The sequence below is a fragment of the Kutzneria sp. NPDC051319 genome (assembly GCF_040682195.1).
Lineage (GTDB): Bacteria > Actinomycetota > Actinomycetes > Mycobacteriales > Pseudonocardiaceae > Kutzneria.
Map to the genome: position 1 here is coordinate 74,551 of NZ_JBFBAM010000008.1, position 15,227 is coordinate 89,777.

At 70.6% G+C, this 15,227-nt stretch carries 15 protein-coding genes; 11 read left to right on the plus strand and 4 right to left on the minus strand.

Annotated elements, in window-relative coordinates:
• Nucleotides 1-37: 37 nt before the first annotated feature.
• Nucleotides 38-304, plus strand: coding sequence for a DUF6247 family protein (locus AB0M73_RS10050; RefSeq protein WP_363889321.1), 267 nt, complete (start codon nucleotides 38-40; stop codon nucleotides 302-304).
• A 50-nt stretch (nucleotides 305-354) separates the two neighbouring features.
• Here the strand turns inward: AB0M73_RS10050 and AB0M73_RS10055 are convergent, their stop codons facing one another.
• A complete protein-coding gene (locus AB0M73_RS10055) occupies nucleotides 355-1,587 on the minus strand; it encodes an ROK family transcriptional regulator (RefSeq protein ID WP_363889324.1) in 1,233 nt (410 codons plus the stop codon).
• Nucleotides 1,588-1,676: 89 nt separating this feature from the next.
• On the opposite strand from AB0M73_RS10055, the gene AB0M73_RS10060 reads away from it, so the two are divergent.
• Nucleotides 1,677-2,885: an MFS transporter gene (locus AB0M73_RS10060; RefSeq protein WP_363889327.1), complete on the plus strand. Its 1,209-nt coding sequence runs from the start codon at nucleotides 1,677-1,679 to the stop codon at nucleotides 2,883-2,885.
• A gap of 59 nt (nucleotides 2,886-2,944) precedes the next feature.
• On the opposite strand, the gene AB0M73_RS10065 is transcribed toward AB0M73_RS10060, so the two are convergent.
• A complete protein-coding gene (locus AB0M73_RS10065; protein ID WP_363889330.1) occupies nucleotides 2,945-3,781 on the minus strand; it encodes an SDR family oxidoreductase in 837 nt (278 codons plus the stop codon).
• A gap of 37 nt (nucleotides 3,782-3,818) precedes the next feature.
• Here AB0M73_RS10065 and AB0M73_RS10070 point away from each other — a divergent pair, with 37 nt between their 5' ends.
• The 5 genes from AB0M73_RS10070 to AB0M73_RS10090 all read left to right on the plus strand — a co-directional run bounded on the left by AB0M73_RS10070 (nucleotide 3,819) and on the right by AB0M73_RS10090 (nucleotide 7,120).
• Nucleotides 3,819-4,256 (plus strand): MarR family transcriptional regulator, encoded by a 438-nt coding sequence (locus tag AB0M73_RS10070; RefSeq protein ID WP_363889333.1) that lies wholly within the window; start codon nucleotides 3,819-3,821, stop codon nucleotides 4,254-4,256.
• Nucleotides 4,257-4,376: 120 nt separating this feature from the next.
• Nucleotides 4,377-4,823, plus strand: coding sequence for a VOC family protein (locus AB0M73_RS10075; protein ID WP_363889336.1), 447 nt, complete (start codon nucleotides 4,377-4,379; stop codon nucleotides 4,821-4,823).
• A 2-nt stretch (nucleotides 4,824-4,825) separates the two neighbouring features.
• Complete coding sequence (locus AB0M73_RS10080; protein WP_363889339.1) at nucleotides 4,826-4,978, plus strand: hypothetical protein; 153 nt, start codon at nucleotides 4,826-4,828, stop codon at nucleotides 4,976-4,978.
• The gene (locus tag AB0M73_RS10085; protein ID WP_363889342.1) at nucleotides 4,975-6,327 is read left to right on the plus strand and encodes an NAD(P)/FAD-dependent oxidoreductase; all 1,353 of its coding nucleotides are present in this window, start codon (nucleotides 4,975-4,977) and stop codon (nucleotides 6,325-6,327) included. The genes AB0M73_RS10080 and AB0M73_RS10085 overlap by 4 nt, the downstream gene beginning before the upstream one ends.
• Nucleotides 6,328-6,370: 43 nt before the next feature.
• Complete coding sequence (locus AB0M73_RS10090) at nucleotides 6,371-7,120, plus strand: SGNH/GDSL hydrolase family protein (protein ID WP_363889345.1); 750 nt, start codon at nucleotides 6,371-6,373, stop codon at nucleotides 7,118-7,120.
• A gap of 154 nt (nucleotides 7,121-7,274) precedes the next feature.
• Here the strand turns inward: AB0M73_RS10090 and AB0M73_RS10095 are convergent, their stop codons facing one another.
• Nucleotides 7,275-7,907, minus strand: coding sequence for a DUF4360 domain-containing protein (locus tag AB0M73_RS10095; protein ID WP_363889348.1), 633 nt, complete (start codon nucleotides 7,905-7,907; stop codon nucleotides 7,275-7,277).
• A 409-nt stretch (nucleotides 7,908-8,316) separates the two neighbouring features.
• Here AB0M73_RS10095 and AB0M73_RS10100 point away from each other — a divergent pair, with 409 nt between their 5' ends.
• The 3 genes from AB0M73_RS10100 to AB0M73_RS10110 all read left to right on the plus strand — a co-directional run bounded on the left by AB0M73_RS10100 (nucleotide 8,317) and on the right by AB0M73_RS10110 (nucleotide 12,465).
• Complete coding sequence (locus AB0M73_RS10100) at nucleotides 8,317-8,748, plus strand: transcriptional repressor (protein WP_363889351.1); 432 nt, start codon at nucleotides 8,317-8,319, stop codon at nucleotides 8,746-8,748.
• Between the two features lie 30 nt (nucleotides 8,749-8,778).
• Entirely contained in the window at nucleotides 8,779-10,983 is a 2,205-nt protein-coding gene (gene katG, locus AB0M73_RS10105) for a catalase/peroxidase HPI (RefSeq protein ID WP_363889354.1), read from the plus strand.
• 81 nt (nucleotides 10,984-11,064) lie between these two features.
• Nucleotides 11,065-12,465 carry an amidase gene (locus AB0M73_RS10110; RefSeq protein WP_363889357.1) on the plus strand — a complete coding sequence of 467 codons (1,401 nt, stop codon included), beginning with the start codon at nucleotides 11,065-11,067 and terminating at the stop codon, nucleotides 12,463-12,465.
• A gap of 635 nt (nucleotides 12,466-13,100) precedes the next feature.
• Here the strand turns inward: AB0M73_RS10110 and AB0M73_RS10115 are convergent.
• Nucleotides 13,101-13,889 carry a class I SAM-dependent methyltransferase gene (locus AB0M73_RS10115; protein WP_363889359.1) on the minus strand — a complete coding sequence of 263 codons (789 nt, stop codon included), beginning with the start codon at nucleotides 13,887-13,889 and terminating at the stop codon, nucleotides 13,101-13,103.
• Nucleotides 13,890-14,221: 332 nt separating this feature from the next.
• Here AB0M73_RS10115 and AB0M73_RS10120 point away from each other — a divergent pair, with 332 nt between their 5' ends.
• Nucleotides 14,222-15,211, plus strand: coding sequence for a LacI family DNA-binding transcriptional regulator (locus AB0M73_RS10120; protein WP_363889736.1), 990 nt, complete (start codon nucleotides 14,222-14,224; stop codon nucleotides 15,209-15,211).
• The last annotated feature ends 16 nt before the right edge of the window (nucleotides 15,212-15,227 follow it).

A 15,227-nucleotide genomic window follows, 5' to 3' on the forward strand; every position in this document is an offset into this window, starting at 1 on the left:
CTAGCGCCACTTTTCCTTGCCCGTTACCGTCCTTGGCATGCTTCCGTCCACCGTGGACATGACCGGTGCCGAGCTCTCGGCCGAGCTGTCCGCCCTCGGTCCCGCCCTGCCGCCTCTGCTCCGCCCCGAGTTCGAGAACGAGCTCTCGGTCGTCCGCCGCGAGGCCGCCCGCTCCGGCGACCTCACCAGCACCCGCGTCCTGCTGGCGAAGTGGCGCGGCGTCGCCGCCGCCGAGCAGAAGGACCCCGGCATCTCCCACCGGGTGTTGGCCGAGGCCGCCCAGCTCCTGAACCGCGAGTCCTAGAGCGGCTTCACCCTGCCGCTGTCTCCCCGCCGCGTTCCCCTAGGCCGACTTCATCCGTACCGCCGGTCCCTCACCATCGCCAGCGCGCCCAGCACTTCCGCCCTTTCCGCCAATTCCCCACACATCACCCGTACCGCCCCCGCGGCGTGTGGGGCGCTGTGCCGGGCGATGGACTCCCGCACCGCCGCCGCCACGATCTCCCCCGCGCCGCCGAGCGAACCGTCCACAATGATCGCCGCCGGGTTGAGCAGCGTGCAGAAGTCGGCCAGTGCGCGGCCAAGGGTCAGGCCCAGGTCGTCCAGGATGCGCCGTGGCCCCGGTTCGCCGGCCTCGGCCAGCGCCAGCACATCCTGGAACGTGATGTCCCGCTGGTAGGCCGGTCTCACCGCGTCGACCAGCGCCTGGCCCAGCAGCCCTCGCAGGCACCCTCGACCGCCGCAGTAGCAGAGCGGGCCTTGCGGGTTGACCTGCACATGAGCCAGCTCGCCGGCGAAACCGTTGGCACCACGGTGAATCCGCCCGCCCAGCACGATGCCCATGCCGATGGTGTTCGGCGTGACCTTCACGTACACCACGCTGTCCAGTCCTCGCCCCGCCCCCGCAGTCGCCTCGCCCAGGGCCGCGAGGTTGGCGTCGTTCTCCGCGATCACGTGGATACCGAGGCGTTCTTTGAGCGCCGGCACCGGATCCGTGGCCAGCCAGCCCGCGTGCGCCCACATCGGCGACTCCTCCGGCTTCGCCGCCCACGCCGACGGCCCCGGCGCCGGAATCCCCACGCCGGGTTGGAACGGCGCCGGCACCGCCAGCACCACGCCGAGCGTGTATCCGGCCTCCCTGCCCGCTTCCCGGTGCAGCCCGGTCAGTTCCGCCTCGACGTCGGCCACCAGTTCCGCCTGGTCCATGTCCACGGGCACTTCGTCGGACCGCGCCGCCAGCGTGCCGCCCGCGAAGTCCGCCAGCGTCGACCACAGGTGATGCCCGCTCCACCTGAGCACCGCGAACGCCCGATCCGGCCCGGTCAGCCGCACCACCGTCCCCGGCCGCCCCACACCGCCAGCGCTTTTGCGCGGTACCGCGATCGCCCCGCCCGCCTCCACCGGCCGCGCGATGCTCCCGGTTCCGCCGGCGCTCTGCTCCGCTTCCGTCACCACGCCGCGTGCGAGCAGGTCGCCGACCAGGCCCGAGACGGTCGCCTTGGACAGACCGAGCTCGCGGGCAAGCTGAGCCCGGGTCAGGCCGACCGAACGCCCGAGCAAGTCCAACAGCCGTTCCTCCGCATCCATTCGTTCAGCATAAACTATTGGAACCGGCTGATAGCCTCACTTTAGTTCAAAGCGAGGGGGAACTCGTGGGTCTACCGACGTTGTCGCGAATGTTCGGCGCATTGGCCAGGTCGGAGTTCCGGTGGTGGTTCGGCAGCCAGGTGCTGTCGGCGTCGGGCACGACCACTCAGGCGGTGGCGGTGACATGGCTGGTGCTGCGGCTGGATTCCAACGCGCTGTTCCTGGCGTTGGTCACGGTGTGCACGATGGCCCCGCTGATCCCGCTCGGCCCCTGGGCGGGCACGCTGGTCGACCACGTGGACCGCCGGCGGCTGCTGATGGCGACGCAGTCCCTGCTGGCCACGTTCTCCCTGCTGCTGGGCGTCCTGGTCGCGACGGACGCGGTCCAGCTGTGGATGGTGTTCGCGATCTCCCTGGCCACCGGGACGGTCAGCGCGGTGGACAGCCCGGCGCGGCAGGTGTTCGTCCGCGACCTGGTCGGCGGCGAGGGCGTGGCCAGCGCGGTGAGCCTGAACGAGGTCGTGGTCAACGCGTCGCGGGTGCTCGGGCCCTCGCTCGGCGGGGTGCTGCTGACCACTGCGGACATCACGTGGTGCTTCGTCGTCAACTCGCTGTCGTACGTGGGTTCGTTGATCGTGCTGGTACGCACGAAGACCCGCTCGGAGCGCATCGACCGCCCGGCACGGGAACCCGGGCGGATCTGGGCCGGACTCAGGTACGTCAGGGGGCAGCCGGCGATCCTGGCCTGCATCGTGCTGGCCGCCGCCGCCGGCATGTTGTTCAACATGGGCGTCGCCCTGCCGCTGCTGGCCACCGAGGTGTGGCAGCTCGGCGGCGCGGGCTTCGGGACGCTGATGGCCGCCTTCGGCATCGGGGCGCTGCCCGGGGCCGCCCTGGCCGCGGCGACACCGTGGCCGACCGGACGCCGGGTCCGGATCCTCGCCGTCGCGACCGGGATGGCGGCGCTGCTGATCGGTTACGCCCCGAACCCGGCCATCGCCTACGCCGGCATGGCCGCCGCCGGCTTCGCCTCCATCTGGTTCATCGCCGTGGCCAACACGCTCGTCCAACTGGAGACCGACCCGGCGATGCGAGGCCGGGTCATGAGCGTGTGGACGATGGCTCTGCCCGGGATGTTGCCAATTACGAGCCTGCTCGCCGCCGGTGTCACGGAGTGGCTCGGACCGCGCGCCGGCTTCGCGGCATCCGGCGTAGCCGTCCTGCTCACGGTGGCCGCCGGGTGGCGCTCCCTCGGCCGGCACCGCCGCCGCGAGGCATCCTCAACCTTGACGGCATAAGGGCCCTTTACGAACAGATGACTTCCGCCGCCGCAGCAGGCACGCCCTCCCCGCGACACTCAGGACACCCAGGCAGCCGTCATGTTCTGGACGGCGGAGCCGTCGAGGTCGGAGAGCTTGGTGGCGCTGAAGGTCCGGGCGTGATCCGAGGTCTGGACGCGGAAGGGGGGCTTGTCGGCGGTGAGGGTGGAGACGATGGAAGCGGCGGCGTCGTCGGAGGACTGGGCGGCGGCGAAGGCGCCGCCGATGTGGTCGAGGACGTTGCGGAGCTGGGGGGCGTACGGGCCGAAGGACTCCAGCTGCGCGGGGTCGAAGGCGACGTTGGTGACGAACTCGCTGGCGACTGCGCCGGGCTCGACGACGGTGACGCGGACGCCGTGGGCGCCGACGGTGGGGGCGAGGGACTCCATGTAGCCCTCGACGGCGAACTTGGCGGCGCAGTAGGACTCGCTGAAGGGCTGCCCGACGACACCGCCGACGCTGGTGACGGTGAGCAGGCGCCCGGCGGAGGCACGCAGGTGGGGCAGGGCGGGCTTGGTCACGTTGAGCACGCCGAAGAAGTTGACCTCGAACACGGTGCGGACGTCGTCGATGGTCTCCTGCTCCAACGTGCCGAGGTGGCCGACGCCGGCATTGTTGATCACGGCGTCGAGACGGCCGTGGTCGCGGACGATGCCCTCGACACAAGCCTCGGCGGCCTCGGCGTCGACGACGTCCAAGGGACGGATGTCGATCAGGTCGCCGACGCCGGCCGAGGAGGCGGCGGCGCGCAGGGCCTCGGCCTTGCCTGTGTCGCGCATGGTGGCGACGACCCGCCAGCCGGCCTTGGCGGCGGCGATCGCGGTGGTCAGCCCGATGCCGGAGGATGTGCCGGTGATGAGAACGGTGTCGGTCATGTCGCCCTACTCTCGCTAGTTATCTACCATAACCATTATGCTTCATAACGACCTGGAGGGAGACGTGGCCCTGGACACAACCGCCGAAGTGGTCGGCCTCATCGCCGCCATCACCCGCCGCTACACGGTGGAAGCCCAGGCCGCGGCCGCCCGGCACGGGCTGACCCCGATGCAGGCCAAGGCCCTGCTGGCGGCCCGCACGCCGGTGCCGATGCGCCGCATCGCCGAGGTCCTGCACGCCGAGCCGTCCAACGTCACGCCGATCGTGGACAAGCTGGCCGAGTCCGGGCTGCTGGAGCGCCGCCCCAACCCCGAGGACCGCCGCGGCAGGCTCGTGGCGGCCACGGACGAGGGCGTGGCGGTCATCGCCGACCTCGACGACAACATGCCGTTCGCCCGCGATCCCCTGGCCACCCTGCCCGCCGACCAGCGGCGGGAGCTGCGCGACCTGCTCAAGCGCGTGCTCGACGACTAGGGCCCAGGGACCCTGGGGCCCCCGGGACCAGGGTGTTACACGGGTGCGAGGGCCCGCGCCGGGGGCGCAGCCTTGGGCCAGCGGTCATCACGGGATGGCCCCGAAACAGGGAGTCCGACCATGGACATGAAGCTCGAGGTCGTGGTTCTGCCCGTCTCCGACGTCGACCGGGCCAAGGCCTTCTACACCCGGCTGGGCTGGCGCGAGGACGCCGACTTCCCCGGCAAGGACGGCTTCCGCGTGATCCAGCTGACGCCGCCCGGGTCGAAGGCCTCGGTGATCTTCGGGGCCAAGATCAGCGGCGCGCGGCCGGGCTCGGCCCAGGGCCTGCACCTGATCGTGGACGACATCGAGAAGGCCCACGCCGAGCTGACCGGACGGGGCGTCGAGGTCAGCGAGGTGTTCCACGACGCCGACGGCGTCTTCCACCACGCCAACGGGGAGAAGGACGTCGCCGGCCCGGACCCGGAGCGCCGCAGCTACTCCTCGTTCGCCCGCTTCAGCGACCCCGACGGCAACGAGTGGGTCCTGCAGGAGATCACCAGCCGCCTGCCCGGACGGGAGTGACGATGAGCGCGACGTACGAGAACTCGACGGAGCTGGCCGAGGCGCTGCGGCGGGCCGCCGCGGCGCACGGCGAGCACGAGAAGCAACTCGGTCATGAGGACGCCGACTGGCCGTCGTGGTATGCCCAGTACATGGTTCAGGAGCAGCAGAAGTGAACGCCGGCAACCGATTCGACGCGATCGTCCTCGGGGGCGGTGCGCCCGGAGAGCACTGCGCGGCCGCCATCGCCGAGGGCGGCCTGCGGGTCGCCATCGTGGAGCGGGAGCTGCTCGGCGGCGAATGCTCGTACTGGGCCTGCATCCCGTCCAAGACACTGCTGCGTCCCGGCGAGGCCGTCGCCGGGACGCGGCATGTGCCGGGCGCACGCGAGGCGGTGACCGGCCCCGTCGACGCGGCCGCCGTGTTGGCGTGGCGGGACTTCATGGTCTCCTCCTACGACGATGCCGGCCAGCAGAAGTGGGCCGAGGGCGCCGGCATCGAGGTGTTGCGCGGCACGGGCCGGCTGGCCGGCCCGCACACGGTGGCGGTCGGCGACCGCACGTTCACGGCCGAACATATCGTCATCGCCACCGGCTCGGACCCCGTGATCCCGCCCGTTCCCGGGCTTCGTGAACTGCACGGAGTCTGGACCAACCGCGAGGCCACGGGAGCCAAGGAGATCCCGCGCCGTCTGCTGGTGCTGGGCGGTGGCCCGACCGGCGTGGAGCTGGCCCAGGCGTTCCACCGCCTGGGTTCCCAGGTGACGTTGGTCGACGGGGCCGACCGGGTGCTCCCCCGCGAGCCCAAGGCGCTGGGCGAGGCCCTGGCCGAGGCGTTGATCGCCGACGGTGTGGAGCTGGTGCTGGGCCAGCACGCCAGCGGGGCCCGCATGGAGGGCGACGAGTACGTGCTGGACCTGCCCGACGACACCCAGCTCCGCGCGGACAAGCTGCTGGTCGCCACCGGCCGCAAGCCGCGGGTCGCGGGCATCGGCCTGGAAACCGTTGGCGTGGAAGCGAATCCGCACGGCATCCCGGTCGACGACCGGATGTCGGCCGGCGACGGGCTGTGGGCCATCGGCGACGTCACCGGGCAGTGGAACCTCACGCACGTCGGCGAGTACCACGGGCGGATCGTGGCCTCGAACATCCACGGCCGCCCGCGGACGATCAACTACGACGCCGTGCCGCGCGTGGTGTTCACCGACCCGCAGGCCGCCGCCGTCGGCGCCGCCGAGGGGACGTTCACGTCGACCATCCAGCTCTCGGGTGTGCCACGAACCTCCACCTACACGCGGGCCTACGACACGACTCCCGGGTTCCTCACGCTGATCTCCGACGGTTCGGTGCTCACCGGCGCCTACGCCCTCGGCCCGGAGGCCGGGGAATGGCTCCAGCAGGCCACCGTGGCCATCCGGGCCAAGGTGCCGCTGGAGGCCATGCTCGACGTGATCCAGCCCTTCCCGACGTTCTCGGAGGTGTTCCTGCACGCGCTGCGCGACCTCGATCGGCAGCTGCGGGCCTGAGATTCACCGGTCCGGGTGACATGGTGTGTGGTACTCACATTCCATGCCTGGACTCACGGCGTTGCTGATCGGATCGTTGATCGTGGGCGGCCCGCACGGGTCGTTCGCGCCGGAGTACGTGGCGCTGGGCGACTCCTACGCGGCCGGGGTGGGCACCTCCGGCTCCACCGGCCAGTGTGGACGGAGCCCGGAGGCCTACCCCAGCCTGTACGCGGCGCGGCAGCACCTGGTCAATGCCCACCTCGCGGCGTGCGGCGGGGCCGGCACCGCCGACGTCGTCAACGACCAGCTCGGTGATCTGACCCCGGCCACGTCGCTGGTGAGCATCACCGTCGGCGGCACCGACGTCGGGTTCTCGGACGTGATGACGACGTGCGTGCTCAGCGGCGACGAGGCCTGCGTCGCCAAGGTGCGGCAGGCCGAGGAGGTCACCGACGGGCCGCTCGGCGACAGCCTGTCGTCGACGTTCCAGGCAATTCACACCAAGGCCCCCAATGCCCGGCTGGTGGTGTTGGGATACCCGCACGTCGTAGAGGACAACGGCCCGTGTTCGCTGAGCACGGACAAGCGACGGGCGTTGAACGAGGGCGCCGATCGGCTCGCGGACGTGATGCGGGACCGGGCCGTGAAAGCCGGGGCCGTTTTTGTCGACGCGCGGCCGGCCTTTGCCGGGCACGGCTATTGCGGCCGCGAGGCGTGGATCAACGGCGTGCTGTTCCCGGACGTCTCGGGGTCGTTCCACCCCAACGCGGCCGGGCAGCGCGACGGGTATCTACCGCTATTGGCCGGCTGACGCGCGGGCGGTGCGCCTGGCCCGCGGCAGGGTCTCGGCGGTCGGCACGAGCGTGATCAGCAACACCGCGGCGGCAGTTCGTCGGCGAACAGCTCCGGATGCAACTGGGGCGGATCCCCGCCGGGAATCCGCCCCCGAGACGTGCGGTTCCGCCTCAGCACTCCTTCCAGGCGAACTGGTAGACGGTGCTGACGCTGGCGTGCGAGGTGTCCATCTCGATGAAGCTGCCGGCACTGCGGTCCGAGGTGCCCACTCCGGCGCGCAACTCGGCGTTGATGTTCAGATTCCGGTCGACGCCACAGGGGGCGTAGACGAGGGCGGCCACATCGGTGGCGTCCTTGGTCTGCCACTGGCCGTCGAACGGGCCGGTCAGCGTGTGCGGAACCCGGGCCGTCGCGGCGGTGCCGGTGAAGTAGTAGTTGGCCTGTTCCAGCGCCGTCGCGCCGGCGGCGAGATGGGCGAATCCGGAGTAGTCGGCCTCCGCGATCGCATAGGTGAAGCCCTGCGGAACGTGGACGAGCACGTTGATCTGGCAATTCTTGCGTTGGTCGATCGCCGAGGCGCCGCCACCCGTGCGGGCGACGAAGTTGTTGTAGGTGACGGTGAACGACGTGTTGTCGGACGAGACCACGGCGGCGGCGTCCGCGGTGCCGGCCGGGCAACCGGAACCGTTGATGGTCTTGATATCGAGCGTGATCTTTCCGGGCGGCGGCGACGAAGTCTGCGAATCGGTCACGGGTGTGAACAACGACAGGACGAGGCCGGCGATGGCCAACGCACCACGCATAATTCCCTCCGAAATGCGCGACAATTCGGTCGCACTGCGGAGATGAGGCTATATCATTGCCGGAGAATCCGAGCCGACTGAACGGAGTAAAAGGTCGGCGTGCGGCCGCGAAGGGCTCATCGGATGACGGGAGGATGGGCAGTGCCGGCTTATTGATGGTGGCCCGTCGGGACGAATTAACCGCATTCGGCGAGATCGAATTCCCGATCGAGCCGACACCCCGCGGCGGCCGCTGCCGGCCGCTGCGCTAGGTTCAAGATCCACTGGACGGGGTCAACCCCACCCTCGGACACGATGGCCGTCCGATGCGGACGCACTACCCCGTCCGGCCCACTGGCGACACGCCTGTTCACCTATTGGATGCCCACAAAAACTTGATTGATTCCAGAAAGTGGGCCAGACTGCCGCCGTGCCCACCTCCTCGGACTACGAGCGGATGCTGCGCCTGGCCGCGCTGCGGGTGACGCGGCCCCGGGTGGCGGCGCTGGCTGTGGTGCACGCCCATTCCCACGCCGACACCGACACGATTCTCGGCGCCGTGCGCACGGATGCGGGCGAGATGTCCCACCAGGCCCTCTACGACGTGCTCAAGGTCCTCACGACCGCTCGGCCGATCCGGCGCATCCAGCCGGCCGGCCACGTGGCCCGCTACGAGTCCCAGGTCGGGGACAACCACCACCATGTCGTGGGCCGGACCTGCGGAGTCATCGCCGACGCGGACTGCGCCGTCGGCTCCGCACCCGGCCTGACCGCCTCCGACGAGCACGGTTTCGTGATCGACGAGGCCGAAGTCATCCACTGGGGCCAGTGCTCCGACCGCGCCGCGGCGCCCATCTCGTAACGCCGTACCTCAAGTTCCGGAAGGATTCCCTTGTCTGACAAGCCCGACGCCGTTGTTGGAGAGATGAACGACCCCAGCGCTGGTGGGTGCCCGGTCACCGGGCGCTTCAAGCACCCCACCGAGGGCGGCGTGAACAGCGACTGGTGGCCCAACCAGCTCAACCTGAAGATCCTGCGCAAGCACCCCGCGGTCGCCAACCCGCTGGGCGAGCAGTTCGACTACGCGGCCGCGTTCGCCTCCGTCGACCTGGACGAGCTGGCCCGCGACGTGGACGCGGTCATCACCACCTCGCAGGACTGGTGGCCGGCGGACTTCGGCCACTACGGCGGCCTGATGGTCCGCATGGCCTGGCACAGCGCCGGCACGTACCGGACGCACGACGGCCGCGGCGGCGCGGGCGCCGGCATGCAGCGCTTCGCCCCGCTCAACAGCTGGCCGGACAACGCCAACCTGGACAAGGCCCGCCGCCTGCTGTGGCCGGTCAAGCGGAAGTACGGCCAGTCGATCTCGTGGGCCGACCTGATGGTCTTCGCCGGCAACCGCGCGCTGGAGACCATGGGCTTCAAGACCTTCGGCTTCGCCGGCGGCCGCGCCGACGTGTGGGAGCCGGACGAGGATGTGTACTGGGGCCCGGAGACCACCTGGCTGGGCGACGACCGCTACACCGGCGACCGCGACCTGGAGGCGCCGCTCGCCGCCGTGCAGATGGGCCTGATCTACGTCAACCCCGAGGGCCCCAACGGCAACCCGGACCCGCTGGCCTCGGCCCGCGACATCCGGGAGACGTTCGGCCGGATGGCCATGAACGACGAGGAGACCGTCGCGCTGATCGCCGGCGGCCACACCTTCGGCAAGACGCACGGCGCGGCCGACGCCGACGCCAACGTCGGCCCCGAGCCGGAGGGCGCGTCACTGGAGGAGCAGGGCCTGGGCTGGCGCAACGCCTTCGGCTCCGGCAAGGGCCGCGACACCATCACCTCCGGCCTGGAGGTCACCTGGACCGCCACGCCGGCCCAGTGGGACAACGGCTTCTTCGACAACCTCTTCGGCTACGAGTGGGAGCTGACCAAGTCCCCCGCCGGCGCCAACCAGTGGAAGCCGAAGGACGGCGCGGGCGCGAACACCTTCCCCGACCCGGAGACCGGTGAGCTCACCCGCACGCCCACGATGCTCACCACCGACCTGGCGCTGCGCTTCGACCCGATCTACGAGCCCATCTCGCGCCGGTTCCACGAGAACCCCGACCAGTTCGCGGACGCGTTCGCCCGCGCCTGGTTCAAGCTGACCCACCGCGACATGGGCCCGATCCAGCGCTACCTCGGCCCGCTGGTGCCGCAGGAGGAGCTGATCTGGCAGGACCGCGTGCCGGCCGCCGACGGCGAGCTGATCAACGACGCCGACATCGCCGCCCTCAAGGCGCAGATCCTCGGCACCGGCCTGTCGGTGTCGCAGCTGGTGTCCGTGGCGTGGGCGTCGGCGTCCACGTTCCGCGGCAGCGACAAGCGCGGCGGCGCCAACGGCGCCCGCATCCGCCTTGAGCCGCAGCGCAGCTGGGACGTCAACGAGCCCGACAACCTGGCGCGGGTCCTGCGGGCGCTGGAGGGCGTGCAGTCGTCCTTCGGCAAGAAGGTCTCGCTGGCCGACCTGATCGTGCTCGGTGGCGTCGCCGCCGTCGAGGCCGCGGCCAAGGCCGCCGGTCACGAGGTCACGGTGCCGTTCACGCCCGGCCGCACGGACGCGACGCCCGAGCAGACCGACGCCGAGTCGTTCGCCGCCCTGGAGCCCACCGCCGACGGTTTCCGCAACTACCGCGGCAAGGGCAACCGGCTGCCGTCCGAGTACCTGCTGGTCGACCGGGCCAACCTGCTCACCCTGAGCGCGCCCGAGATGACCGTGCTGGTGGGTGGCCTGCGGGTGCTGGGCGCCAACTTCCAGCAGTCCCCGCTGGGCGTGTTCACGTCGAACGTCGGATCGCTGACCAACGACTTCTTCGTGAACCTGCTCGACATGGGCGTGCAGTGGCGCAAGGGCTCCGACGAGGAGACCTACGAGGGTGTCGACGCCACCGGCGACGTCAAGTGGACCGGCAGCCGCGTGGACCTGCTGTTCGGCTCCAACTCCGAGCTGCGGGCCGTCGCCGAGGTGTACGCCGGCGACGACGCGAAGGCCAAGTTCGTGGCCGACTTCGTGCGGGCGTGGGCCAAGGTCATGGACCTGGACCGCTTCGACGTCTGAGTGTGACGGTTTTTCGTTCCGGGCCGGCCGCCGCTGCGGCCGGCCCGGACCGCTTTGCACGGGATTCCCTAGGCTGAGCCCGTGAATCTCGACGGGGCGACGATCCCAGACCTTCAGGCTCGGATGGCCGACGGGGCCTTGACCTCGGTGCGGCTGACGGAGGCGTATCTGGAGCGCATCCGGGAGCTGGAGCCGAAGGTGAGCTCCATCGTCTTCCTGGACCCGACCGCGCCGGCCCAGGCCGAGGCCAGCGACGAGCGGCGGCGCACCGGCCGCGTGCTGGGGCCGCTGGACGGGATTCCCTTGCTGCTCAAGGACAACATCGACACCCACGACATGCCGACGACCGCCGGGTCACGGGCGCTGCTCGGCGTGAATCCTCAGCAGGATGCGCCGTTGGCGCGGCGGCTGCGGGACGCGGGGGCGGTGATCCTGGGCAAGGCGAACCTGTCGGAGTGGGCCAACTTCCGCTCCACGAAGTCGACGTCCGGGTGGTCGGCGGTGGGCGGCCAGACGAACAATCCGTATGTGCTGGACCGGAATCCGAGCGGTTCCTCGTCGGGGTCGGCGGTCGCGGTGGCGGCGGCGCTGGCCCAGGTGTCGATCGGCACGGAGACCGACGGCTCCATCGTGTCCCCGGCCGGCGCCAACGGGATCGTCGGCATCAAGCCGAGCCTGGGCGTGGTCAACGCGGAGGGCATCGTGCCCGTCTCGCACGAGCAGGACACCGCCGGACCGTTCGCCCGGCACGTCGTCGATGCCGCCATCACGCTGTCGGTGCTGGCCGGCCGCGACTACATGCCGGCATCCATGTCGTTGCGGGGCAAGCGGATCGGCGTGTGGACCATCGCCGGCGTCGAAGAGGTTTGGCAGCACACCGTGGACACCCTTCGCGCCGCCGGGGCGGTTCTCGTCGACGTGGCGATGCCCGACCTGGACGAGCTCGGCGGCCTCGAATGGTCGGCGCTGGTCGCGGAGTTCAAGCATGACCTCAACGCCTATCTGGCGACGCGGCCGGGCGGACCGCAGACCCTCGACGAGCTGATTGCGTTCAACGAGGACGACCCGGTCGAGCTGTCCGAGTTCGGGCAGGAGCTGTTCTACCAGGCGCAGACCGCCCCGCCGCTCACCGACGCCACGTACCGCCGACAGCGGGCCACCGCCACCGATCTGGCGCGGCACCTCATCGACGATCTGGTCGCCGACCACCAACTGGACGCGATCATCGCGCCGACCAACAGCCCCGCCTGGCCCACCGACCACGTTCGCGGCGACGGGTACGAGATCAGCTCCTCCACGCCCGCCGCCGTCGCCGGCTACCCGAGCATCACCGTGCCGGCCGGTTTCGACGGCCCGCTGCCTGTCGGCGTGTCATTCATGGCCGGCAAGGACAAGGACGCGGAGGTCATCGCCCTCGCCGCCGCGTTCGAACGGCTCGCCGACGCGAGGCGGGCGCCGCGGTTCCTGCCCACTCACCAATGATCGGCGCAGCACACGACATGCAGTAGTTCCGGCGCGTTTCGACGCTCGACCGACGAGCCGCTGCCGGACCATATGCCGACGCCGATCTCCGCGCAGGTGTGGAAATCCGGGGTCACGTTGAGCAACTCCGACATCCGGTGGCCTTCGAGTTCGTACGCGTGCCGGCTGCCGGTCAGGAACAGCGTGTCGGCGGCGACCTTGTGGTGTAGGTGGTCGCGGAACTCGCGGTGGTGGATGCGCAGGTAGTCGGGGCGGCCGAAGGCGGGGAACGGCTTCTTCGGCAGCCGTGACCTTCTGCAGGCCCGTCGGCGTGAGACGGGCCCGGACGTCCTTCCAGCGGGCGGCCCGGAAACCGAGGCTGTGGTGCATCAGCACCAGGTCCAGCTTCCGCTCCAGGTAGTCGGGGGCAACCTGGCAGCCGCTGGACCGCAGGGGCAGGTACACCAGCGTCCGCGGCGAGCGAGCGGCCAGCCACCAGGCCACCGCGAGGTCGACGGCGCCGGCCCGACTCACCAGCATCTCCGTGCCCGACCAGGTTTCGTACAGCGGGCCATGGGCGATCGGTTTCGCCGGGTGCATCACTCGGAACGTGTCGGGGCCGAGGCGGACCTCGTTGACGTAGTACTGCCGGTGTCTCACGGCCGCCACACGTCGAGCGCGATGTCGCCGAACCGCTCGTGGAACGGCTGTGGGCCAAGGAGTTCACGCAGCGCCGCCTCGAACTCCTGTGCCCGCTCGCCGAACAGGTGCGGGGCCGAGCTGGACGTCGAGAAGACGGCCGCCACGATGTCGTCGGCGTCGCGCGTGACGACCGGGCCCGGGAGCTCGATGCGGTGCGGCCCTTGGAATCCCGCCGCCCGGTAGAAGTCGCTCTCGCCGCCTGGGGTGCCGTTCGGCAGCACTCCCTGGCCCGCACGCCGCACCGGCCCGAGGAAGCTTCGCACCAGCTCACCGATCTCGTCATACGGCACACCACCGTCGATGCCACGATGCGTCGTGGCGTGGACGTGCACCAGGGCCCCGTCCGCGGTCAGCATGCCGTGGGCCGCGGCGGCGACGGGGGCGCGATCCATCCAGTGGAACGACTGGGCGAAGGTGATCAGCCGGAACTCCCCCAGCCCGGCCGGCAGCTCCTCGGCCCGCATCAGCCGCCACTCCACGTTCGTGACGCCGGAACGGGAGGCCTCCTCGATCATCTCCCGGTCGGCGTCGATCCCCACCGCCCGCTCGAACCGGTCGGCCAGGTGCGGCGTGAGCGTTCCCGGCCCGCAGCCGACATCCAACCACCGGCCCGTTCCGTCCAGACCGAGGTCGTCGGCCAGCGCGGTGCCGAGCGCCGTCGGGTAGGGCGTTCTTCCGCGCGCGTAGTAGGCGGCGCTGCCCGCGAACAGCGTCGCGTCCCACTTCCAGCTCGTGTCGACCACCCGATCAGCCTAGGAACGACCGCCACCGAATTTCGGCCGACCGGGCGTGCCGCGACTCGGCTGAACCGGTTCGAACGCCGACGGCGGCGACTGCGAATTGAATGGAGCGGGTAACACAGGGCAATTGTGCAGACCTGGGCCGACAAACGCGCATCTCAGTATCGATTCAGATGACCTCGACATGCTCGTTCGACGGATTCGACAACCGTTTGCAGTGGCCGTTCATCGAATGTTTCGAACGTGTCGAATTGCTTCTTGCACAGGCGGGATCGCGTGTTCTAGCGTGAATAAGAACGTCGATGCGCTCCAACCTGTGCGAGGGGACCAATTCCGTGGTGACCATCATCGATGTCGCACGGGCGGCGGGCGTCGCGCCGAGCACGGTGTCCTACGTGCTCAGCGGCAAGCGGTCGATCTCCCCGCAGACCCGCCGAGTGGTGGAGCAGAGCATCCGCAAGCTGGGCTACCACCCGCACGCCGGCGCGAGATCCCTGGCCACCAGTCGCACGAACGTGCTGGCGCTGGTCGCGCCCCTGCGCGAGGACCTGACCGTAATGGACTTCGTGGCCGCGGTGGCCACGTCCGCCCGCGACCACGACCAGGACCTGTTGCTGCTGACCAAGGACGAGGGCCCGGCCGCGCTGCGCCGGGTGATCTCCTCGGCCATCGCGGACGCCATGATCGTGCTGGACGTGGAGTCCGCCGACCCGCGCCTGCCGACTCTGCTGTCGCTGGCCCGTCCGGTGGTGCTGATCGGCGCCCCGGACCAGACCGCCGGGTTGACCTGCGTGGACCTGGACTACGAGACCGCCGGCGCCCGTTGTGTCGAGCACCTCGCCGACCTCGGGCACCGGTCGATCGCGCTGGTGGGCCCGTCTCCCGCGGCCTACCAGCGCGGCGCCAGCTCCGCCGGCCGGTTCCTGCGAGGCATCACCAACGCCGCCAACAGCCACGGCACGCACCTGCGGGCTCGGCCGTGTGCGCCCAACTACGACGCCGTCCGCGACTGCCTGGACACCTTGCTCGCCGGCGAGCCGACCGCGCTCGTCGTGCACAACGAGGCCGTGCTGCCGATCGCGATGGCCGAGCTGCACCGGCGGTGGCTGCGCGTGCCGGACGACCTCTCGGTGGTGGCGGTGTGTTCGGACACCGCGGCCATCAGCGGCGCCGTGCCGCTCACGACCGTCCCCGTCCCGGCGGCGGAGCTGGGCGGGATGGCGGTGGAGATGGTCCTCCGCCAGGTGGCCGGCCACACGCAGCCGGAGATCCGACTGCTGCCGCCGCGGCTGACGCCCCGCGCGAGCACCGGTCCGCGCCTCTGAACCTCCCCGTAACCCT